The sequence below is a fragment of the Paenibacillus sp. 1011MAR3C5 genome, assembly GCF_003591485.1.
Taxonomy (GTDB): Bacteria; Bacillota; Bacilli; order Paenibacillales; family Paenibacillaceae; genus Pristimantibacillus.
The window spans coordinates 54,063-73,819 of record NZ_QZCF01000013.1; the positions used below are offsets into that span (position 1 = coordinate 54,063).

Genomic DNA, 19,757 nt, shown 5'->3' on the forward strand with positions numbered 1-19,757 from the left:
TTCATATAATGCAGGAAGTCGTTTTACAAGGTGTTCCTGACAACTGATCTTACCCGATCTAAACATTCACCTTTAGCGAGTTCTAGGAAAACCATGTTTTCGGGCGGTCCAAGCTACAAGAAGGGTAATTAGCAACAAAAGAACCAATGAACCTGGTAGGAATCTCGCCCCGATCCAATCAAGCAGGATAGCACCAACAATTCCCCCTGCACCAATTCCGAGATTCCACGCCGTTACCAGCATGGATTGAGCGATATCCGCACTTTGCCCTCCTGCAAGTGCAATGGCTGTCTGTAGTAATGTGGCTGCTCCGCCAAAGGTCATTCCCCATGCAATGACACCGAAGACGATGACGACCGGCTGATTTATCCAGATACCCATTGTCGCTGAGGCAATGGCAAATATCGCAATGCTTGATAAAACCAGTATTCTCATAAAATGATCAATCAGCAACCCAATTATCCAAATGCCGATCACTGAAGTCACGCCGAAAATAAGCAGAATCAGATCCACTCTGTGGGCCAGAGCCGTGTTGACCAGAAAAGGAGAAATGTAGGTATACAATATATTGTGAGCTAGCACCCAGCCGAGAACTACAAATAAAATAGGCCGAATTCCAGGTATAAAAAAGATTTTATGCAATGGGAGTTGATCCTGAGCGGGCTCACCGTCATAATCCGGCACTTTCCAGAGCACCCATGCGATGAGGGCCAGCGTCAATATGGATACTGTTCCAAAGATCAGGCGCCAGCCTGCATACGTTCCGAAAAATGTTCCTATCGGAACCCCAAGCGCCAATGCCAAAGGTGTGCCGACCATAGCGACGGCCATGGCTTTTCCTTTTAGCGACTCAGGCACCATACGGCGTGCATAACCTGCAGTCATTCCCCACAACACCCCCGCTGCTACTCCTGCACAGAAACGGGCGATTAGCGTTATAGCATACACCGAAGATAAAGCAGTCACCGTGTTAAATACCAGAAAACTTGTGATACAAAGCAGCAAAAGCGGTCTACGTCTCCACCCTCGTGTCGCTGTGGTCAACGGTATTGCAGCTAGCAGAGAGCCTACTGCATATAACGTAACTAGTTGTCCGGCCAGCCCCTGCGTTATGCCAAGATCAGTCGCAATCTGGGGTAGCAGCCCCGCAGGCAGACTTTCCGTAAGTATGCAGATAAATCCTGCCATAGCTAAAGCCAGCAGACTTGTCCATGGAAGACTTTCATTTTTGGCATCGATGTCATCATTGAGGGAATTCATTTCGTTCGAGATCACAAATAATGCTCCTTTAATCTGTATTTTGAGATAGCTCAAAATGCTCACTTGCTATCTTTGATAAGCTTATATAAATAAGCTCTCATTGTGCATACAGCATTAAAGGTAGTGAAACCTAATCACAAGGATAATCCATTTATTTTATAATGTTTACTTTTAATTTTAATGGTTATCGTATTTTAGCCACCATGACTGTGCCAACCTGCCCGTTAGCTTAATGAAATAAGAAGAAGCAGCTACCGCTTCGGCAAGCTGCTCCTGGATTTAAACTAATGTTACCCGATAGCTTAACAACCATTGTCTTCATAATAACTAAAGAACTGTGGTCGAGTAACTCCCAACTATATGTACCTGATGTTCAAATGTTTCTAGAATTTTAATTGCTTTGACCATACGCTCTTCACTTTGAGCTACTTCAGTTTCGATTAGAAATCTATATCGCTGCAATATTGGTATTACTGGATTATTTAACATATTGGGCGGCCGTTTCTGTACTATCTGTATATTCACATCTAAATCCATGATTTTTAATAAATTCTCTGCATTGATTTAATGCGGGACTTATTGACTTCGGTCCGGTCGAATGCCGCTCGTACACCCGATCCGGACGCTAGCAAAATACCAGCTCCCATCCTCGTACATCAATCGGAATACCGCACCTTGTGCGTTCATATGTTTACCTCCGCATCTTCCGTTATATTCAGCAAATAATTTTGCAAGTCCGCTTTCTCAATGGAAAGTCCATAGGCTTCTACCTCATGAATAGGCAGAAGGTTGGACTCCAAATTCATGACCAGCTGAACAATTACGATTGGGCTGGTCTTCGCAAGGCGTGCTTGAATACGACCAAGCCCGAACCTCCGCTAGGTCTCACCGAACTTGCTCTCAACCCTTGCACATTAGCCGGATTCCTTAGAGATGACACCCATGCTGGGCATACAACAAAAAATGGAGGACCCTAATTAAAGGGTCCTCCATTTTAAACATTCGACTATTCAGTCGTGTATGGCAGCAATGCGATTTGACGGGAACGTTTAATTGCAACAGTCAGCAAACGTTGGTATTTCGCGCTTGTGCCTGTTACACGACGTGGCAAAATTTTGCCGCGCTCGCTAATAAACTTTTTCAGCAAATCAGTGTCTTTATAGTCAATGTGAGAAATTTTGTTCACAGTGAAGTAACAAACTTTACGACGTTTGTTACGTCCGCCTTTACGGCCGCCGAATTTGCGTTCTGGACGCTCATCGCCGCCTTCTCTTTGCTTAAAGCCCATGATACATCCTCCTTATCGTCAATAGTTAGAATGGTAAATCATCTTCGGAAATGTCAATCGGGCGTCCGTCATCCTTGAACGGATCATTGTCGTTCCGTGATTGATTCGAACGGTTGCCGCTATTCCCGCCGCTACTTGAAGGGTTGCCGTTGCCGCCTCCACTATAGCCGCCCGTATTGCCACCGCTGCTGTACCCGCCTCCGCTTTCCTCACGCGGAGCTCCACCTTCGCGGCTCGACTCCAAGAACCGGACGTTGTCTGCAATAACTTCCGTTACATACACACGCTTGCCCTCATTGTTCTCGTAGTTCCGCACTTGAATGCGCCCCTCTACAGCCGTCAGACGGCCTTTACGCAAGTAATTGGCACAGGTCTCCGCAAGCTGGCGCCACGTCACGACCGGAATGAAATCCGCCTCGCGCTCTCCTTGACCCGACGTGAACGGTCGGTCTACGGCTAGCGTGAATTGCGTCACTGCTACTCCGGCTGGCGTGTAACGGAGCTCTGGGTCCCTCGTCAATCTGCCAATCAATATTACACGGTTCAACATGTCATGACCTCCCCATTGAACAAATTCCTGTGGAAAATTAAGCTACGTCTCTGACGATCAACGTACGGATAACTTCATCCGTAATCTTCATGATACGGTCAAGCTCATTGACAACTTCAGTTGTTGCGTTGAAGTGTACCAGAACAAAGTAACCATCACGAATCTTATTGATCTCATACGCAAGACGGCGTTTGCCGATTACGTCTGTTTTCGTAACCTCTCCACCGTTGGAGATGATGCCATTGAACTTATCAACGAAAGCTTGAACGTTCTCTTGCTCTACGTCTGGACGAATGATGTACATCACTTCATATTTGCGCATATTGTTTCACCTCCTTTTGGACTAACGGCCCCGCAAAGCGGAGCAAGGAACGAGCCTTAGGCTCGCATCTCTATACTATATCAAATTCCACCCGCAATGACAAGGCTTGCAGGCGTCCGAATTCTGTCAGACATGCCCGCTCCGAATTTAGCCCATACTAAATCATGGACGATGCTGCTCTGCCATAGCAGTAAGCTGAGTCCTACATTCATCTGGAGGTGCTGACAATGGGCGAATTCACGATGTTTAACCAAGGTGACCGTGCTCCAAACAACGGTACGTACATTGAGGCGGGCGTCAATTCCTTCCACATGGGCATTGAGAACCCGAAGAAGGTTTCGCTTCACAAGGGAGAGCGATTCCCTGAGAACACAAATCACGAGCGCAAGTGGATTCGGATGCCAAAATAATTTTTTTAAGCCCTCATGTATGAAACATTCGTAAACGGGCCATTCTAAGTTTCGACGGTGGAAGAGAGGTGTGGTTCCATTGGACCAACTGGTGCAAGGTAATCAAGCGTATTCCTTTTCATTCACTTCAGCATAGAAGCGAGGGGTTGTGCTAAAGACTACGGTCTGTAACACACACATTTCGAGCCTATAAGTAAGCGAACGCTTCTGCGTAGCTTGGTTATACGTGCTCATGAGGATTCATGAAGCGCTTGCTGATTAACTCCGATGAGGAATGTTGATCTCCAACGTTTCAAGCTAATAAGTGTGAATTGATACTCGTAACCAATCCAACTCACCGTCAGGAAGAGGACCCGCAAGGGTCCTCTTTTCTGTTTTTTTTGAAATGGTTAGATGTGTTAATAGAGCAAGTCCCTTTACATCATTTTACAGAATAATCATTAGAGCAACTGCTCCCTCACTTACTAATTCAATTGATAAGCCTTTGCAGCGATATCGGTATTCAAATGCTTATTTCCCTTGGACGAAGGGTGAGTGAGGCTCATGAATTAAGGGCAATGGTTACAGAGCCAGCCACTAGTCTGAACGCAAGAAAGAGGACACGTCATGTGTCCTCTTTCTTATAGTGTTGCTATTCTGTGTAGCTTTTAGTTGTATCGATGACAATCATCTTTTTCGCTTCGTCATACGTGATGCCAAAGTTGAAAGCTTGGCCGATGTCTCTTAGTTTAAAGTAGTTATTCCCGCCTATTTTGTAAGCCGCCAGCTCCACTTTGTTGCCGTTCAAATAAACATTGGATGTGGTTGGCCAAGCTGCGACATGTATCATCTTGCCTGTTGTTGCAAGCTCTCCGCCTACCGGCGTGTAGGCCTTGCCCGCAGCCAGCATAATGGAATCCTTCTTCGCATCATAGGATACGTCGAATTGCTTGCTTGTTCCACTTAACGCCATACCGAGGTCGCGCAGCTTAAAGTAATTGTTGCCGTTGATGGAGTAAGCTTCGAATGCCACTTCTTTGCCGTCAATAATCACCTTCGCGGATGCTGACTTAGCTGTCACCATATCGGCAGGTTTGCTGATATAACCCCATTTGCCATTCACCATGATGGCTCCAATGCCTTCGCTGAAGTGCCAAGCGCCCTCAAATCCGTCCATATACACTTCTTCGCCTTTGGCGTTCACAAAGTTATAGGTCGAGCCATTGAACACAAGCACATAACCATCCCGGAAATCACCCATCTGCCACTCCTCATCCAGCGGCTCGTATTTAAGCGGTACGACAACCTTTCCTTTCTGGTCAATCATCCCCCACTTGCCCTTCATCATGACCCATGCGAGGCCATTGTTGAAGGGAAAGCCGTAATCATAGCTATGCGGGACGACTGTCTGTCCCTTCTTGTTGATATAGCCCCATGTTCCTGCTTTGTTCTGTACCGCTGCCACGCCTTCAGAGAAATCTTGAATCTCCAGGTATGTGGTGGGACTCACTATTTCTTTTCCTGTATGATCCAGAAATCCCCACGTTGGCGCTTTGTTTTCATTCAACAGACTAGCCATAACCATACCTTCCCTGTACGCACCAACAGCCAATAACGGCGAGCCTTTGTATGCTGCCAATATAGGAGTTGCTTTCCCTTTCTCATCTATCAGAAAACGTTCATACTTATCATTCGTTACAATCGCCTTGCCCTCGCTGAACATATTGGACTGCTCCAGAACGTAATCACGCCAGATGAATGACAGTGGCGTTCGATAAGTTGGCTGAATGATCTGCTTCCCGTCATACGAATAGAACGCCCATTTTCCGTTCTCATCCATTAACCATACATAGTCCGAGTATTCGTACGGATTAACGTACTGCAACTCCTCTACATAATACATATTTGTCTCAGCTGCTAACTTGCCGTTTTTATCGAGAAATACAATCCCTTTATCCTCCGTCAGTGCCAGCGCATAACCCTTATAGAAGTTGGATACTTCAACATATTGATAGTCGATCACGACATTCCCTTCTTTATTTATAAATCCCCAGTAATCGCCATCGGATACTGCTGCGCGACTCTCTACAAAGTCGCCCGGCTGCACCGGAAACTGCGGCTTTATAATTTCTTTGCCTTTCTGATCGATAAATCCCCACTTGCCATTCTTAGATACATCCGCCAGTCCCTCAGTAAAGGTTAGCGAGCTGTTCTCATATTGAGGAGGAGTCACATACGTTCCTTTCCGATCAATCAGTCCCCATTTGCCGTCCTTCTCGACGAATGCGACTCCATTCTCGAATACGGTAATGTCGTCGTACTGTGGTTGGATAATGATCTCCGAGATGGCTTTGTTAGCCGCCGCTGTTGCGGTTATAGGGAACATCATCGTGATCAGCAAGCTGATCGATAGTAATACCTTTGTCATGCTCTTCATTCTTCTAGCATCCCTTCCGCAGTTAATTATTTATACAGACTATTGATTCTCCTTGACTCTTCCATTTCCTTCTTTCTCCAATAGAACAACAAAAAAACGATCTCATCTGAGATCGCTGTTCGTTTGATTCGTTATGGCGGAGAAGGTGGGATTCGAACCCACGCACGCTTTGACACGCCTAGCTGATTTCGAGTCAGCCCCCTTGGGCCTCTTGGGTACCTCTCCGCATGTAATAAATAATATATCACACAACTTGTCTCTCCGCAAGCACCTTTTTCATGACTTTAAACTGAAATTCCACGTGCAACAAATCGCCCGTTATTGCTCACTCTGTCCCTCTTCGCTAGCCTTTGAGCGAAGCACTTTCTTCATGTTTTTCTCGAATTTCATTCTTGGAATAAGGACGCTATGCTTGCACCCTACGCACTTGATCCGGATATCCATGCCCATGCGGATAATCTCCATCTCATTCGTGCCGCAAGGATGCTGCTTCTTCATCTGAACAATATCCCCAAGCTCAAAATGCTTCCGATCCATCCTTACCCCTCCTCATACGTTCTCTGATACGTCACCATGCGCGGATACGGTACTTCAATGCCGTTGCGGTCCAGCGCATCCTTAATAGCCTTGTTCATCGCCCTGGCCACCATATGATGCGTGTTCGGCTTGCATTCCCCTGTCACACGAATCGTTACCGATGTGGCGGACATCAACTGTACGCCCAATACCTCTGGCTTATTCACCAGGTTCTCATGCTCCAGCTGGTTCATCGTATCGGATATGATGCTCATCGCCTTGTCCACTTGCGCCTCATAGGCAACCAGCACGTCCACTACAGCAAGCGTATTATTGACCGAAAAGTTCGTCACTTCATTAATCATGCCGTTCGGAACCATATGCACTTCGCCTGTCCAGCTTAATATCTTCGTCGTACGCAGGCCAATAACCTCTACAGTCCCTTTGAATGTGCCTGTCTGAATGACGTCGCCTACTGCGAATTGATCCTCCAGTATGATGAAGAAGCCGGTTAGAATGTCCTTCACGAGGCTCTGAGCGCCGAAGCCGATTGCGATGCCCACTACGCCAGCTCCTGCAAGCAGCGGCCCCAAATTAATGCCGACCTCCGACAACAGCAGCATAAACACGATAAAGTACATGATATACGTCACAACGTTTTTGACAAGCTTCCCTACCGTTGTCATTCGGCGCGCCTGGCTCGGCGGATGCTTGCTGGCACGCTCCAGCACGATACGGTCCAGCGACTTATGTAGAATCCACATAATCATCTTGCTGATTGCAATAATCAACACAATACGTATAGCGGTTATCCCAAGATCCTCCCACGTATTGCTGTCGGTGAGCGTATCCAGCAAGCTATGATACCACTTATTCATTATTCATCATCTCCATACATCCCTAATGGACGCCCTGCTATAGCTCTAGCTGTTCATACCCTGCTTCAATCGGTTTGAAGATGCCTCTTATTTCAACCCGTTCCTGATCCATTACCTCTTTCACCCTGCTCAAATCTTCTTCCGGGAAGTGGATGGATAACGCGCAGCCCGCGGTTATCTCCTTCGGCGTCGGACAAATATCGATCTCCACTTCTGCATATTCAAGCAGCATCTCTGCGCGCAGCGCCTGCTGTGTGGAATCAAATGCGATCAGCATACGGACATCCCTTCCCTTCTTTATCCTGAATTCTCTTGTTGCACGACGTATAAAATGGTTGTCCCATCCATATACTAGTATCATATAAGCGTTATTAGGAGGGATTCTATGAAACTACCATTTATGAAGGATGCCCCGTTCAAGGTGCCCTACACGACTGCAAATATCGTTGGCATGCTGGTGAATCGTCTTTCCGGTTTCTTGGAAGGTCTCCCTTCGAATCGTCCGATCGTTATTGTCTGCATTGGTACGGACCGTTCTACCGGCGATGCGCTGGGGCCGCTCATTGGCACCTCGCTGCTTAAGTACCGCAGCCCGAATTTCCATCTCTACGGCACGCTCGAGGATCCTGTACATGCGATGAATCTGGAGGATACGCTTATCGATATCAATCGCAAGTTCGACAAACCATTTATTATCGGCATTGATGCCTGTCTCGGCCAGGTCGCAAGCGTCGGCTGCATCCAGATCGGCGAAGGTCCTGTTCGTCCAGGCGCCGGCGTGAATAAAGATCTGCCCCCCGTCGGAGACATTCATGTGACCGGCATCGTGAACGTAGGTGGATTCATGGAATATTTCGTCTTGCAGAATACAAGGCTTCATCTCGTCATGAGAATGTCGGATGTGATCGCAACCAGTCTATTCACAGCGATCGCCAACCATATGCATATTTCTTCCTCTGTACGTGATCAGACAGCCGCAGCGGATCTCACTTAACTGAAAGCCGCTTATTTCGCTTCCTGCATCGCCTTGCGCTCTTCCGGCGTGAGCGGATAAGGGGATTCGCCCTTCTCTACCGGCTTCGCATACACATACGTGCTATCACGGCTATGCAGTCCGGAGAATACCGCTCCATCCTTTTCTTCATTCACAATTGCAATGGAAAAGCTCAAATCGCTGCCTCCATCGGAAAATGCATTGTACCGATGAATGCCCAGCTTCGTCTTCATCTGAGGCAGTACCGTTTGAACGCCTCTCAGCTCGTTTTGCAGACGATCGATCTGCTCACGCTGCTCGTCCAGTTGGTTTTTCAGACTGACTACAACTTCTTCAATATTCGTTACACCCGTATCCCCCATCACAGCCAGATACTGATTGCGAAGCTTTTTCAGTTTCGACCCCAGCCCCAACACCCGTATGAACAACAATAATACGATAATAGCCAGTACCGCTGTAATAATAAATATCGGGTCCAAATACCACTCGTCCATGATTCATCCCATCCCCTATATCCCGTATTGCTCTGTAATTTCCTTAATCGCATGCAAGAGCGCTTCTACTTCAGCCGTCGTTGTATATATGCCTACGCTTGCTCTGATCGCTCCTGTGGCAGACGTACCTGCCGCCATATGTGCCATCGGCGTACAATGGAATCCCGCTCTTACGGCAATGTTGTAGTGCTGATCCAATATAAACGACAATTCAGATGGGTCAATACCCGCCACATTGAACGCCACAATGCCTGTTCTCTCTTCCCCAATTCCGGGTCCTAACAGCTGCACAGGATTCAGGCTGCTGAGACCCTCCAGAAGCCGCTGTGACAGCGCCCATTCCTTAGCATGAATAGATGCTGCGGTTTCCTTCAGGACGTGTCTAACGCCCATTTGAAGCCCTGCCAACCCTGGCGTGTTCTGTGTACCCGCCTCGTAGCGGTCCGGCCTCACATGCGGCTGATGCAGCGCTTCCGACTGGCTTCCTGTCCCACCATGCAGCAGCGGTTCAATCTCCATATTCGGGGAGATATACAGCCCGCCTGTACCCTGTGGTCCCAACAATCCTTTATGTCCCGGAAAAGCCAGCATATCAATACCCATTGCCTCTACGTCGATTGGCAATATACCTGCACTCTGAGCCGCATCAACGAGCAGTTTGATTCCGTTCTTTCGCGCCAGCTCCCCGACATCAGCTACTGGCATAATGGTGCCTAGCAGATTGGAGCTATGATTCATTATGATTAACGTGGTATGTGGTCTTATAGCAGACTCCACATCTTCCACCTTTAGTTTGCCCGTCAAGTCCGACTCAATGTAACTCACTTCAATCCCGATCGTCTGTTCCAAATAATACAGCGGCCTTCTTACCGAATTATGTTCTACCGCAGTCGCGATGACATGATCCCCTGGCTTCAGCCAGCCCTTGATCGCCATATTAAGCGCCATGGTTGTATTAGAAGCAAATGCAATATCATTTGGATTTTTAATATGAAACAGCTTAGCCAATTGCTTTCTTGTCTCAAATAATATCCGACTCGCCCGTACGGCCATAGCATGACTGCCTCTTCCGGGATTCGCCGCATCATGGAGCGTCGCCTGCACGACCGCTTCCGTCACTTCCGGCGGTTTCGGCCAAGATGTGGCCGCATGGTCCAGATAGATGAATGGCTGTCCTTCTCTGCTCATCTGAACGCTCCTTTCCCCATTGAAATGACAATGGCATATCTTAGTTTAATCCTTCAATGGAAAGATTACAACTTGGATATGCCATTGTTCCCTTCATTCAGAACGAATGATTATTTAATTAAGCCATACGCTGAAGCAGTTCAAGCAATCTCTCCAGATCCTGCTTGTTGTAGTACTGAATCTCAATCTTCCCTTTATCCTTTTGCTGCTTGATTTTCACCGTTGTTTTGAATTGCTCACGCAGGTTTTCTTCAAGCGATTCAATGTATGGATCTCTCTTTTTTTGCTTTTGCGTCTTTTGCTGCTGTGTTTGCTTGGAATCCAGCTTTTGTATCGCATCCTCCAGCTCACGAACGCTCCATTCAGCGCTAACAGTTAATTCCGCCAATTCCTTCTGAACCGGTTGTTCCTTAATGCCAGCTAAAGCTCTTGCATGCCCCATTGAAATTGTTCCACGTGAAACATAATCTTTAATTTCAGCCGGGAGTGTCAATAACCGAACAAAGTTCGCGATATGGGAACGGGACTTCCCTACCTTCAAGCTCAACTCTTCCTGAGTCAGATTGAACTTGTCTATTAAGGCTTGATAGGCTACTGCTATTTCCATTGCATTCAGATCTTCACGTTGAAGATTCTCGATTAATGCAATCTCCATCACCTGCTGATCCGAGAATGAACGCACGACCGCCGGAATTGTCAGATTGCCACAATATTGCGATGCACGGAATCTCCGCTCACCCGCAATAATCTCATAGCCCTTAAGAACAGTCCGTACAATAATAGGCTGGATAACGCCATGCTGTTTAATCGATTCAGCCAATTCCTTGATTGAATCCTCGTCGAAGGTTTTGCGCGGCTGATATGGATTTGCACGCAGCTGATTAATCGGCACTTCAATGACTTTATCATCATCATTCACGGATAGTGATGGGATTAACGCATCAAGCCCTCTACCTAGCCGCTTGCTCATACATGATCACTTCCTTCGCCAGTTCAAGATAAACTTCTGCACCTTTTGATCTCGGATCGTATGTGATGATTGCTTGTCCATGAGACGGCGCCTCGCTCAGACGTACATTGCGAGGGATAATCGTCTGATATACCTTCTGCTGGAAGTACTTCTTCACCTCTTCAATGACTTGAATACCAAGATTTGTCCTTGCATCCAACATCGTCAGAAGCACACCTTCAATTTGCAAGGTCGTATTCAAGTGCTTTTGAACAAGCCGTACTGTATTCAACAGCTGGCTCAAGCCTTCAAGCGCATAATATTCACATTGAATAGGAATAAGTACGGAATCCGCAGCAGTCAACGAGTTAATCGTCAGAATCCCTAAGGAAGGAGGACAATCAATGAGTACATAGTCAAATTGATTCTTTACCATGTGAAGTGACTTCTTCAATCTTAGTTCTCTAGAGATTGTTGGTACCAATTCAATCTCTGCACCAGCTAGCTGGATGGTTGCGGGTATGACGGTGAGTCCCGGCACGCTGGTTTCAACCATTGCATCCTTCGGATGTACGTCATTAATCAGCACGTCGTAGATACAATTCGGCACATCCGCTTTATTAATGCCTAGTCCGCTTGTTGTATTGCCCTGGGGATCGATATCCACCAGCAGCACCTTTTTGCCCAACGAAGCGAGGCAGGCCGCCAAGTTAACAGACGTTGTCGTCTTACCGACACCGCCCTTCTGATTTGCAATTGCAATAATTTTCGACACTTCTAACTCACCTCATGAGTGAAACTTTTGTACAAATGGCATCGCCGCCCTCATATGAAGGCGGCTAATAGTTGTCTGAATGAGAATAAAATATGGGAAGATAGCTTATCTTTTCGGAATTTGAATAACAATCTCGTAATGATCTTCGTGATCCTTCTCGTTGGTCTTGATTTGCAAACCAGACCCTGAGACCATCTCGATCGATTGTCTGATTGTATTAAGCGCCAAACGCACATCCTTTGTAAACGAAATCCGCTTAGCTTTCTTAGCTTTGGCCGACTCCTTCAAAAAGGCAATACGCACTTCGGTCTGCTTTACATTGAGATCCTTTGCCAATACCTCTTCCAATACTTTTAGTTGCAGCTCTTCCGTATCGAGAGACAATAGCGCTCTAGCATGCCGTTCCGTAATTTTTCGTTCCATCAATGCGATCTTGATTGTCTCTGGCAGAGCTAACAACCGAAGCTTGTTCGCAATGGTCGATTGACTCTTCCCTAGACGCTGTGCCAAGCTCTCTTGCGTTAATTGGTGAAGTTCAATCAGTTTTTGATAAGCAACCGCTTCCTCAATAGCCGTTAACCCTTCACGCTGCAAATTTTCAATTAGCGCGATGGAAGCCGTCTGAGAATCATTGAACTCGCGAACGATAGCCGGAATAGTATCCAAACCCAGCTTTGTCACTGCACGCCATCGTCTCTCACCGGCAATAATCTCATAACGATTATTGCGGATACGAACAACGATAGGCTGAATGACGCCATGTGTCCTGATTGTCTGACACAATTCATCGATCCGCTCATCATCGAATACCGTACGAGGTTGGAACGGACTCGTATCGATATCACCAATCGGTATTTGACGCACTTCTTCTTGCCCCGTACGCTGCTCGGATAAACCGAACAATCGAGAAAGTTGTTCTTTCATATCGATGACTACCACCCGACCCTGTAATAAATCCTAAGCTCTTTACGTTTGACGCATGATGAATAGCCGTTCATTCCATCAAAACGTACCTTATATCTTTACAAGCTTAGACTACCTTTCGAGGAGAAACTTCTACATTCTAATTGAACGAAATTTTCGATATCCAATAAATTCGACTTGCTTCGATTGATCTCCTGCTTGACAAAGGAAATGATTGCAGAAAATACAATACATTCACCTATAAAATCCGATATTTCGTCACAACTCTATTAGAGTCCGGCTATAATCATACGGATTAACCCTCAGACCGTTCCATAAGGTCTGATGTAATGTTCCACGTGAAACATTACAAGATTTACAAAAGAGGCTGTTTCAATGGCGTACCCGCTTTGCGCGGATACTTTTTAGGCGTGATGTCCTTCTTTTCAACCAGCACGATATGACGTTCTGATTGTTCATTAGGCAAGCTGAAAGCATGCTGAGACAATAGCTTTCCCTTCAACTCTCTTAAGCTAAAGGAAGCCTCTCTCACCTCTCCATCCGATTGAGCACCCTTCATCGCGGCGAATAATCCGCCTTTCTTCACAAAAGGCAAACAGAACTCATTCAGTACGTTCAGCCTTGCTACCGCCCTTGCTGTTACAAGATCATATTGATCCCGGTGCTCCGGAAGCCTGGCTATATCCTCTGCACGACCATGAACGCATTCCACACCCGACAACCCTAATTGCTCGCTTAACGCTTTCAAAAAGCCAATTCGCTTATTCAGCGAATCTACAATCAATACATTCACATGCGGGAAACAGATCTTAAGAGGAATGCTAGGAAATCCAGCGCCCGATCCAATGTCGGCCAATCGCTGTACCTTATTCACATCCGTATAAAAAGCCAGGGACACGGAATCGTAGAAATGCTTCTCATAGACAGCATCCCGCTCCGTTATACCTGTCAGATTCATTCGTTCATTCCAATCCACCAGCATCGTGTAATAAAGCTCGAATTGCTGAAGCTGCTGCTCGGAGAGAGGAATGCCTCTCTCCTTCAGCACTTGCGTGAACCACTCTGTTGTTTTATCCATTGCTTACCCTCTAGCCGCAGTTACACGATTATAATGTTCCAGGTAGACGAGCAGGATGGAAATATCAGCAGGCGTAACACCCGCAATACGGGATGCCTGGCCAATCGACAATGGTCGAATGACGATCAGCTTCTGCTTCGCTTCCGAAGACAAGCTGTTCACATCATTGTAATCAATGTCATCTGGAATCCGCTTTTTCTCCATCTTGTTCAACCGTTCGACTTGAAGCAGCTGTTTTTCGATATAACCTGCGTATTTAATTTGAATTTCGACTTGCTCCTTCATTTCATCCGTTAATTCATAAGGAGAAGGGGACACGCTAGCCAGATGATCATACGTTACCTCAGGTCTTCTAAGCAACGAGAGAATATCCCCGCCTTGCGTAAGCGGTGCGGAACCAGCCGACGCCAACATCTCAGCTACATCATCCGGCTTAATTTTCGTATTGCGAAGCCGCTCCACCTCTTGCTCCACCAGCTCCTTCTTACGCAGGAACTGATTATAGCGTTCTTCCTTAATCAGTCCGATCTCAAACCCGAGCGGAGTGAGACGCAGATCCGCGTTATCATGACGGAGCAGCAGACGGTATTCTGCGCGTGAAGTCAGCAAGCGATACGGATCGTTCGTTCCTTTTGTCACCAGATCATCAATCATAACGCCAATATAGCCTTGGGAACGTCCAATAATAATCGGCTCTTTCCCCTGCACTTTGCGAGCCGCATTGATGCCCGCCATGACGCCTTGTCCTGCCGCTTCCTCATAACCTGAGGTGCCATTGATTTGTCCAGCTGTGAATAAACTATCGATCTTCTTTGTCTCCAGCGACGGCCAAAGCTGAGTGGGGATAACGGCGTCATACTCAATCGCATAACCATTGCGCATCATCTCAACTTTTTCCAATCCTGGAATAGAACGTAAAATACTGAGCTGTACATCCTCCGGCATGCTTGTGGATAACCCTTGAACGTAATATTCCGACGTATGCTTCCCTTCCGGCTCCAGGAAGATCTGATGCTTCGGCTTGTCGGCGAAACGGACAATCTTATCCTCGATAGACGGGCAGTAACGCGGTCCAGTGCCCTCTATAGCGCCCGTGAACATTGGAGCGCGATGCAGGTTGTCGTTAATGATTTGATGCGTCTTCTCCGACGTGTACGTCAGCCAGCAAGGCAGCTGTTCATTATCGGATGATTCCGTTTCATACGAGAAGAACTTTGGCTTCTCATCACCCGGTTGAATCTCCGTCTTGGAGAAGTCTATTGTATCTTTATGCACACGCGGAGGTGTGCCGGTCTTGAAACGAATGAGCTCCAGACCATGCTCCTTCAAGCTGGCTGACAGACGCAGCGAGGGCTGCTGGTTGTTAGGTCCGCTCTCATACATCAGCTCGCCCATAATGATCTTGCCGCGCAGATACGTGCCTGTCGTCACCACAATCGCCTTGGCACGGTAGATTGCACCTGTTTTGGTCACGATGCCTACGCACTTGCCATCTTCAACGATGAGCTCTTCCGCCATGCCTTGGCGAAGTGTCAAACCTGGCGTCTCCTCGATCGTCTTCTTCATTAGATGCTGATACGAAAACTTGTCGGCTTGTGCGCGAAGCGCATGAACAGCAGGCCCTTTGCCTGTGTTCAGCATCCTCATCTGAATAAACGTTTTATCGATATTGCGTCCCATCTCGCCGCCCAGCGCATCAATCTCCCGAACGACATGGCCTTTGGCCGGACCCCCGATGGATGGATTGCAAGGCATGAAGGCCACCATATCCAAATTAATCGTCAGCAGCAGCGTCTCGCAGCCCATCCGGGCTGATGCGAGGGCTGATTCACAGCCGGCATGACCGGCGCCAATGACGATGACATCAAATTCTCCCGCTACATATCTCATTATCGATCACCCTACTTTCCAAGACAGAACTGTGAAAATATTTGGTCAATCAACGAATCGCCCGCTTCATCGCCCAGAATTTCGCCGAGCGATTCCCAAGCCTGGCGCGCGTCTATTTGAATTACATCAATCGGTATACCGACATGCGTAGCCTCAATCGCATCTACCAGCGATTGCTTCGCCCGCTTAAGCAGCGCGATATGCCGGACATTGCTGACATAAGTCAGATCATTCGCTTCCAGTTGTCCCTCGAAGAACATCTCGCTAATCGTCGCTTCGAGAATGTCGAGCCCCTTCTCTTCCAGCACAGACATGCGTACAATCGCCTCAGGCGATACGTACTGCTCCACTTCAACAAGCTCCAAGAGACCAGGTAGATCCATCTTATTAATAATGACGATGACAGAACGGTCCTTCAACTGCTGGAGCAGCTGTCGGTCATCGTCGCCCAAAGGCTCATTATAATTCAGAACGAACAGAATCAGATCCGCTCCCTGTAGCGCATCGCGGGAACGCTCAACGCCGATCTTCTCTACTACGTCGCTTGTCTCCCGTATGCCTGCGGTATCGAGAAGCCGCAGCGGAATGCCGTTCAGCGTAACGAATTGCTCGATCACATCGCGCGTCGTCCCCGGAATATCGGTCACGATCGCTTTGTTCTCCTGCGTCAGCACATTCATGAGCGAGGACTTCCCGACATTCGGCCGTCCGACAATTGCTGTCATTATGCCCTCACGCAATATTTTGCCTTCGTTTGCCGTTTTTAGCAGCTTATCAATCTCCGTAATGGCAAGCTCACATTGCTCCCGGATATAGGCGCTTGTCATGGCTTCGACATCATGCTCCGGATAATCGATATTCACCTCGATATGCGCCAGCAGTTCAATAACCGTCTGCCGCAGCGACTTAATTCGCTTCGACAAGACGCCTTCCGCTTGCTTGCGAGCAACGGAGAATGCCCGATCTGACTTGGAGCGAATCAAATCAATGACCGCCTCCGCCTGCATCAGATCAATTCTCCCGTTCAGAAACGCACGCTTCGTGAATTCCCCCGGCTCCGCCGTCCGGTAACCGTCCAGTTGCAGGACAACATCGAGCACCTTCTTCACCGCAATAACGCCGCCATGCGCGTTAATCTCTACAACATCCTCCGCTGTGAAGGAGCGTGGTCCCTTCATCACGGTAACCAGCACTTCCTCCACTTTCTCGCCAGAGGCAGGATCTATGATATGTCCATAATGCACCGTATGCGAATCGGCGTCCTTTAGACTTATTTTCGACCGGAAAATGGTATCCGTCCCGCTAATCGCTTGCGGTCCGCTTATGCGTATTATAGCAATGCCGCCTTCTCCCACTGCTGTGGAGATGGCCGCAATTGTATCTTGAATCATGTTGAATCAGCACCTCTCAGGGTCAGGCTTACTGGAATAACTTAGTCAAACTTCTATTCCGAATGGAAAAACAGCAATGACCTTGGGAAGCCATTGCTGCATATCGAGTATAAGTATAGAAAGAGTTCATCCTACTTCAGCGCAATGACGACTCTCCGATTCGGTTCATCGCCCTTGCTGAATGTTCTCACCTTGGGGTGATTCTGAAGCTGGGAATGAATAACCTTGCGTTCGAGCGGCGTCATCGGCTCCAGCACAACCTCTTTCCTTGTGCGGATGACGCGTCCCGCCAGACGATCGGAGAGCTCCTCCAATGTCTTGCGGCGACGCTCGCGAAAATCCTCTGCATCGAGAACGATACGAAGATGACTGTTCGAGAAACGGTTAGCCACAATATTCACCAAGTACTGCAAAGCGTCTAACGTACCGCCGCGCCGTCCAATCAGCATGCCGAGCTCGCCTTCGCCCGATACAGACAGCTGGACGCCGTCCTTCGTCTGCTTACGATCGATTCGAACCGACAGTCCCATTGTTCTTGCTACATCAAGTAGAAATTTCTCGGCTTCTTCCAAGGCATCCGGTATAAGCTCAAGCTCCACCTTCGCCTCTTTGACGCCAATCAATCCGAACAGCCCTTTGGAGGGCTGCTCCAGCACAACAATCTTCACGCGATCTTCCGTAACTTGCCATTGTGTTAATCCATTACGTACAGCATCGTCTATCGTCTTGCCCGATGCAACGATTTTCTTCATTTCGCAAGGACCTCCTTCTTACCCTTGTCTGATGAACGTACGTACAGGAAGTAGTTTTGAACGATTGTATAGATGTTACTGAATACCCAGTACAGCGGAAGCGCCGCAGGGAACGACATCGACATCACGAAGATCAACACTGGGAAGATCGTCAGAATGATCGACATGCCCGGCATTTGCTGGGTTTGTGTTTTCTGCATCATTTTCGACTGGATGAACGTCGTCGCAGCCGCTAAGATCGGCAAGAAGTACCATGGGCTTGGCTCACCAAGCACAAAGCCGAAAATATCGTCCGTACGAATGTCTTTGTTCCAATAAATCGCGTTATACAGCGCGATAAAGACCGGCATCTGAACAATCAGCGGCAAACAGCCCGCCATCGGGTTCACTTGATGCGTCTGGAACAGCTTCATCGTCTCTTCTTGCTGCTTCTGCGGGTTGTCCTTATATTTCTTCTTGATCTCCGCCATCTGCGGCTGGAGCGCTTGCATAGCCTTGGAGCTGCGGAATTGCTTAATCGTCAGCGGCAGGATTGCCGTACGGACGATAATCGTGAGCAACAGGATCGCAAGCACATACGAACCGCCTAACCATCCGGCGAACGAATCAAGCGTGATCGCAAAGTAATAAACAACGTTTTTCTCCCAGAAGTTACCCTTAAGTAGGTCCTCCGTCTCCATGGTATGGTCAGCGGGCACACAACCTGCGAGCAATCCCATCAACATGACCAAGCCAAGCACTAGAAGCCATTTTCGCTTAGAATTCCGAAACAACATGTAATCTCCTCTCTGAGAGCTATCCGCATAGTTCTATTCCAAGATAGACTATACCATAATTTATAGCACAAATAAACAAGCTGGGCGCTTGTCCCGCGACTTGATTATCATTTCAGCAAACCGGCCTTCTTCAGCACATGAATAACGCTCTTCTCCATCTCTTTCATCGACATCGTCGTCGCCGGTTTCCTTACGATTAATATAAGGTCCGTATGCGGCTGCACGCGGTCTTCCAGATGACGGACAATTTCCTTCACCATGCGGCGCATACGATTTCGCATGACGGCATTGCCGATTTTTTTGCTGGCGGATACGCCAAGCCGGAACGGATCAGCAATCCGCTGCCTCGACCAATAGACGACGAACTGTGAGTTTGCGAACGATTTGCCGCCCCTGTATATACGGTTGAAATCTTCGCGGTTGCGAAGACGCAATGACCTGCGCATGACTGCCCGTCACCGTTCCCTTCCTCATCATCTCATTATCTCCAATAATATGCGTATCTAAATGTAAGCAAAAAAAAAGACCACCGTTACGTGGTCTTCTGCTTACGCGCTCAGTACTTTTCTGCCTTTTTGACGACGAGCCGCCAAAACTTTACGACCGTTCTTCGTGCTCATCCGTTTGCGGAAGCCATGCACTTTCGCACGTTTGCTTACATTCGGTTTAAATGTAGGTCTCATTATGCTGCACCTCCTATATTACATGTGAATGTGAAAACGGCATACGCCGCCCCTGTTTTAAAAATCACTTTTACTATTAAACCACGATGACGCCCAAAAGTCAATGTATCCTCCCTTATGCAGTCATTGGCAAATCGTGTGGCATGCCCGGTATGGAATAATTGTCCACAGGAGCGAATTTCGGCAGAAAATAATAACATGTGGATAGAAAAGCGGCTATAAA

The 19,757-nt window shown here is 47.7% G+C and carries 22 protein-coding genes and 1 tRNA gene; 2 read left to right on the forward strand and 21 right to left on the reverse strand.

Going from position 1 to position 19,757, the window contains the following annotated elements; all coding sequences use genetic code 11:
- Window positions 1-72: 72 nt before the first annotated feature.
- The 4 genes from D3P07_RS25370 to rpsF form a co-directional block, all read right to left on the reverse strand.
- Complete coding sequence (locus D3P07_RS25370) at window positions 73-1,260, reverse strand: MFS transporter (RefSeq protein ID WP_119803689.1); 1,188 nt, start codon at window positions 1,258-1,260, stop codon at window positions 73-75.
- 1,006 nt (window positions 1,261-2,266) lie between these two features.
- Complete coding sequence (gene rpsR / locus D3P07_RS25380; protein ID WP_116048423.1) at window positions 2,267-2,548, reverse strand: 30S ribosomal protein S18; 282 nt, start codon at window positions 2,546-2,548, stop codon at window positions 2,267-2,269.
- A gap of 25 nt (window positions 2,549-2,573) precedes the next feature.
- Window positions 2,574-3,098 carry a single-stranded DNA-binding protein gene (gene ssb / locus D3P07_RS25385; protein ID WP_119803623.1) on the reverse strand — a complete coding sequence of 175 codons (525 nt, stop codon included), beginning with the start codon at window positions 3,096-3,098 and terminating at the stop codon, window positions 2,574-2,576.
- Between the two features lie 37 nt (window positions 3,099-3,135).
- Complete coding sequence (gene rpsF, locus D3P07_RS25390; protein WP_119803625.1) at window positions 3,136-3,420, reverse strand: 30S ribosomal protein S6; 285 nt, start codon at window positions 3,418-3,420, stop codon at window positions 3,136-3,138.
- Window positions 3,421-3,647: 227 nt separating this feature from the next.
- Between rpsF and D3P07_RS25395 the strand changes: the two genes are divergently transcribed.
- Complete coding sequence (locus tag D3P07_RS25395) at window positions 3,648-3,830, forward strand: YjzC family protein (RefSeq protein ID WP_119803627.1); 183 nt, start codon at window positions 3,648-3,650, stop codon at window positions 3,828-3,830.
- A 631-nt stretch (window positions 3,831-4,461) separates the two neighbouring features.
- Here D3P07_RS25395 and D3P07_RS25400 read toward each other — a convergent pair.
- From D3P07_RS25400 to D3P07_RS25420, 5 genes are all read right to left on the reverse strand, one after another.
- Window positions 4,462-6,237: a WG repeat-containing protein gene (locus D3P07_RS25400; protein ID WP_182914511.1), complete on the reverse strand. Its 1,776-nt coding sequence runs from the start codon at window positions 6,235-6,237 to the stop codon at window positions 4,462-4,464.
- Window positions 6,238-6,380: 143 nt separating this feature from the next.
- Window positions 6,381-6,471, reverse strand: a tRNA-Ser gene (locus D3P07_RS25405).
- 93 nt (window positions 6,472-6,564) lie between these two features.
- Window positions 6,565-6,783: a DUF951 domain-containing protein gene (locus D3P07_RS25410; RefSeq protein WP_119803631.1), complete on the reverse strand. Its 219-nt coding sequence runs from the start codon at window positions 6,781-6,783 to the stop codon at window positions 6,565-6,567.
- A gap of 2 nt (window positions 6,784-6,785) precedes the next feature.
- Window positions 6,786-7,640: a mechanosensitive ion channel family protein gene (locus D3P07_RS25415; RefSeq protein WP_119803633.1), complete on the reverse strand. Its 855-nt coding sequence runs from the start codon at window positions 7,638-7,640 to the stop codon at window positions 6,786-6,788.
- Window positions 7,641-7,677: 37 nt separating this feature from the next.
- A complete protein-coding gene (locus tag D3P07_RS25420) occupies window positions 7,678-7,917 on the reverse strand; it encodes a putative Se/S carrier protein (RefSeq protein WP_119803635.1) in 240 nt (79 codons plus the stop codon).
- Window positions 7,918-8,025: 108 nt separating this feature from the next.
- Here D3P07_RS25420 and yyaC point away from each other — a divergent pair, with 108 nt between their 5' ends.
- A complete protein-coding gene (gene yyaC, locus D3P07_RS25425; RefSeq protein ID WP_119803637.1) occupies window positions 8,026-8,634 on the forward strand; it encodes a spore protease YyaC in 609 nt (202 codons plus the stop codon).
- Window positions 8,635-8,645: 11 nt separating this feature from the next.
- Here yyaC and D3P07_RS25430 read toward each other — a convergent pair whose 3' ends face one another.
- The 12 genes from D3P07_RS25430 to rpmH all read right to left on the reverse strand — a co-directional run bounded on the left by D3P07_RS25430 (window position 8,646) and on the right by rpmH (window position 19,534).
- Window positions 8,646-9,128 carry a DUF4446 family protein gene (locus tag D3P07_RS25430; RefSeq protein WP_119803639.1) on the reverse strand — a complete coding sequence of 161 codons (483 nt, stop codon included), beginning with the start codon at window positions 9,126-9,128 and terminating at the stop codon, window positions 8,646-8,648.
- Between the two features lie 15 nt (window positions 9,129-9,143).
- Window positions 9,144-10,316, reverse strand: coding sequence for an aminotransferase class V-fold PLP-dependent enzyme (locus tag D3P07_RS25435; protein ID WP_119803641.1), 1,173 nt, complete (start codon window positions 10,314-10,316; stop codon window positions 9,144-9,146).
- A gap of 118 nt (window positions 10,317-10,434) precedes the next feature.
- Window positions 10,435-11,286 (reverse strand): ParB/RepB/Spo0J family partition protein, encoded by an 852-nt coding sequence (locus D3P07_RS25440; RefSeq protein WP_119803643.1) that lies wholly within the window; start codon window positions 11,284-11,286, stop codon window positions 10,435-10,437.
- On the reverse strand, window positions 11,267-12,040 hold the full coding sequence (locus D3P07_RS25445) for a ParA family protein (RefSeq protein ID WP_119803645.1): 774 nt from the start codon (window positions 12,038-12,040) through the stop codon (window positions 11,267-11,269). The genes D3P07_RS25440 and D3P07_RS25445 overlap by 20 nt, the downstream gene beginning before the upstream one ends.
- A 105-nt stretch (window positions 12,041-12,145) precedes the next feature.
- Window positions 12,146-12,964, reverse strand: a complete 819-nt coding sequence (gene noc, locus D3P07_RS25450) for a nucleoid occlusion protein (protein WP_119803647.1) — start codon at window positions 12,962-12,964, stop codon at window positions 12,146-12,148.
- A gap of 355 nt (window positions 12,965-13,319) precedes the next feature.
- Window positions 13,320-14,042, reverse strand: a complete 723-nt coding sequence (gene rsmG, locus D3P07_RS25455; RefSeq protein WP_119803649.1) for a 16S rRNA (guanine(527)-N(7))-methyltransferase RsmG — start codon at window positions 14,040-14,042, stop codon at window positions 13,320-13,322.
- Window positions 14,043-14,045: 3 nt separating this feature from the next.
- Window positions 14,046-15,932 (reverse strand): tRNA uridine-5-carboxymethylaminomethyl(34) synthesis enzyme MnmG, encoded by a 1,887-nt coding sequence (gene mnmG / locus D3P07_RS25460; protein WP_119803651.1) that lies wholly within the window; start codon window positions 15,930-15,932, stop codon window positions 14,046-14,048.
- 11 nt (window positions 15,933-15,943) lie between these two features.
- Window positions 15,944-17,323, reverse strand: coding sequence for a tRNA uridine-5-carboxymethylaminomethyl(34) synthesis GTPase MnmE (mnmE, locus tag D3P07_RS25465; protein ID WP_119803653.1), 1,380 nt, complete (start codon window positions 17,321-17,323; stop codon window positions 15,944-15,946).
- Window positions 17,324-17,454: 131 nt separating this feature from the next.
- Complete coding sequence (jag, locus tag D3P07_RS25470) at window positions 17,455-18,075, reverse strand: RNA-binding cell elongation regulator Jag/EloR (RefSeq protein ID WP_119803655.1); 621 nt, start codon at window positions 18,073-18,075, stop codon at window positions 17,455-17,457.
- On the reverse strand, window positions 18,072-18,851 hold the full coding sequence (locus D3P07_RS25475) for a YidC/Oxa1 family membrane protein insertase (RefSeq protein ID WP_119803657.1): 780 nt from the start codon (window positions 18,849-18,851) through the stop codon (window positions 18,072-18,074). Before D3P07_RS25475 ends, jag begins: the two co-directional genes overlap by 4 nt.
- A gap of 107 nt (window positions 18,852-18,958) precedes the next feature.
- Window positions 18,959-19,297 carry a ribonuclease P protein component gene (gene rnpA / locus D3P07_RS25480; RefSeq protein ID WP_119803659.1) on the reverse strand — a complete coding sequence of 113 codons (339 nt, stop codon included), beginning with the start codon at window positions 19,295-19,297 and terminating at the stop codon, window positions 18,959-18,961.
- 102 nt (window positions 19,298-19,399) lie between these two features.
- Complete coding sequence (rpmH, locus tag D3P07_RS25485) at window positions 19,400-19,534, reverse strand: 50S ribosomal protein L34 (RefSeq protein ID WP_087572533.1); 135 nt, start codon at window positions 19,532-19,534, stop codon at window positions 19,400-19,402.
- Between the last annotated feature and the right edge of the window lie 223 nt (window positions 19,535-19,757).

What these genes read in the sequence shown, in the direction of transcription:
- noc (WP_119803647.1), bottom strand. Translation starts at nt 12,964, where the DNA reads ATGAAAGAACAACTTTCTCGATTGTTCGGTTTATCCGAGCAGCGTACG.
- D3P07_RS25400 (WP_182914511.1), bottom strand. Translation starts at nt 6,237, where the DNA reads ATGACAAAGGTATTACTATCGATCAGCTTGCTGATCACGATGATGTTC.
- D3P07_RS25475 (WP_119803657.1), bottom strand. Translation starts at nt 18,851, where the DNA reads ATGTTGTTTCGGAATTCTAAGCGAAAATGGCTTCTAGTGCTTGGCTTG.
- mnmE (WP_119803653.1), bottom strand. Translation starts at nt 17,323, where the DNA reads ATGATTCAAGATACAATTGCGGCCATCTCCACAGCAGTGGGAGAAGGC.
- jag (WP_119803655.1), bottom strand. Translation starts at nt 18,075, where the DNA reads ATGAAGAAAATCGTTGCATCGGGCAAGACGATAGACGATGCTGTACGT.
- rpsR (WP_116048423.1), bottom strand. Translation starts at nt 2,548, where the DNA reads ATGGGCTTTAAGCAAAGAGAAGGCGGCGATGAGCGTCCAGAACGCAAA.
- rnpA (WP_119803659.1), bottom strand. Translation starts at nt 19,297, where the DNA reads ATGCGCAGGTCATTGCGTCTTCGCAACCGCGAAGATTTCAACCGTATA.
- D3P07_RS25435 (WP_119803641.1), bottom strand. Translation starts at nt 10,316, where the DNA reads ATGAGCAGAGAAGGACAGCCATTCATCTATCTGGACCATGCGGCCACA.
- rpmH (WP_087572533.1), bottom strand. Translation starts at nt 19,534, where the DNA reads ATGAGACCTACATTTAAACCGAATGTAAGCAAACGTGCGAAAGTGCAT.
- D3P07_RS25370 (WP_119803689.1), bottom strand. Translation starts at nt 1,260, where the DNA reads ATGAATTCCCTCAATGATGACATCGATGCCAAAAATGAAAGTCTTCCA.
- D3P07_RS25410 (WP_119803631.1), bottom strand. Translation starts at nt 6,783, where the DNA reads ATGGATCGGAAGCATTTTGAGCTTGGGGATATTGTTCAGATGAAGAAG.
- D3P07_RS25420 (WP_119803635.1), bottom strand. Translation starts at nt 7,917, where the DNA reads ATGCTGATCGCATTTGATTCCACACAGCAGGCGCTGCGCGCAGAGATG.
- mnmG (WP_119803651.1), bottom strand. Translation starts at nt 15,932, where the DNA reads ATGAGATATGTAGCGGGAGAATTTGATGTCATCGTCATTGGCGCCGGT.
- yyaC (WP_119803637.1), top strand. Translation starts at nt 8,026, where the DNA reads ATGAAACTACCATTTATGAAGGATGCCCCGTTCAAGGTGCCCTACACG.
- D3P07_RS25395 (WP_119803627.1), top strand. Translation starts at nt 3,648, where the DNA reads ATGGGCGAATTCACGATGTTTAACCAAGGTGACCGTGCTCCAAACAAC.
- D3P07_RS25440 (WP_119803643.1), bottom strand. Translation starts at nt 11,286, where the DNA reads ATGAGCAAGCGGCTAGGTAGAGGGCTTGATGCGTTAATCCCATCACTA.
- ssb (WP_119803623.1), bottom strand. Translation starts at nt 3,098, where the DNA reads ATGTTGAACCGTGTAATATTGATTGGCAGATTGACGAGGGACCCAGAG.
- D3P07_RS25430 (WP_119803639.1), bottom strand. Translation starts at nt 9,128, where the DNA reads ATGGACGAGTGGTATTTGGACCCGATATTTATTATTACAGCGGTACTG.
- rsmG (WP_119803649.1), bottom strand. Translation starts at nt 14,042, where the DNA reads ATGGATAAAACAACAGAGTGGTTCACGCAAGTGCTGAAGGAGAGAGGC.
- rpsF (WP_119803625.1), bottom strand. Translation starts at nt 3,420, where the DNA reads ATGCGCAAATATGAAGTGATGTACATCATTCGTCCAGACGTAGAGCAA.
- D3P07_RS25415 (WP_119803633.1), bottom strand. Translation starts at nt 7,640, where the DNA reads ATGAATAAGTGGTATCATAGCTTGCTGGATACGCTCACCGACAGCAAT.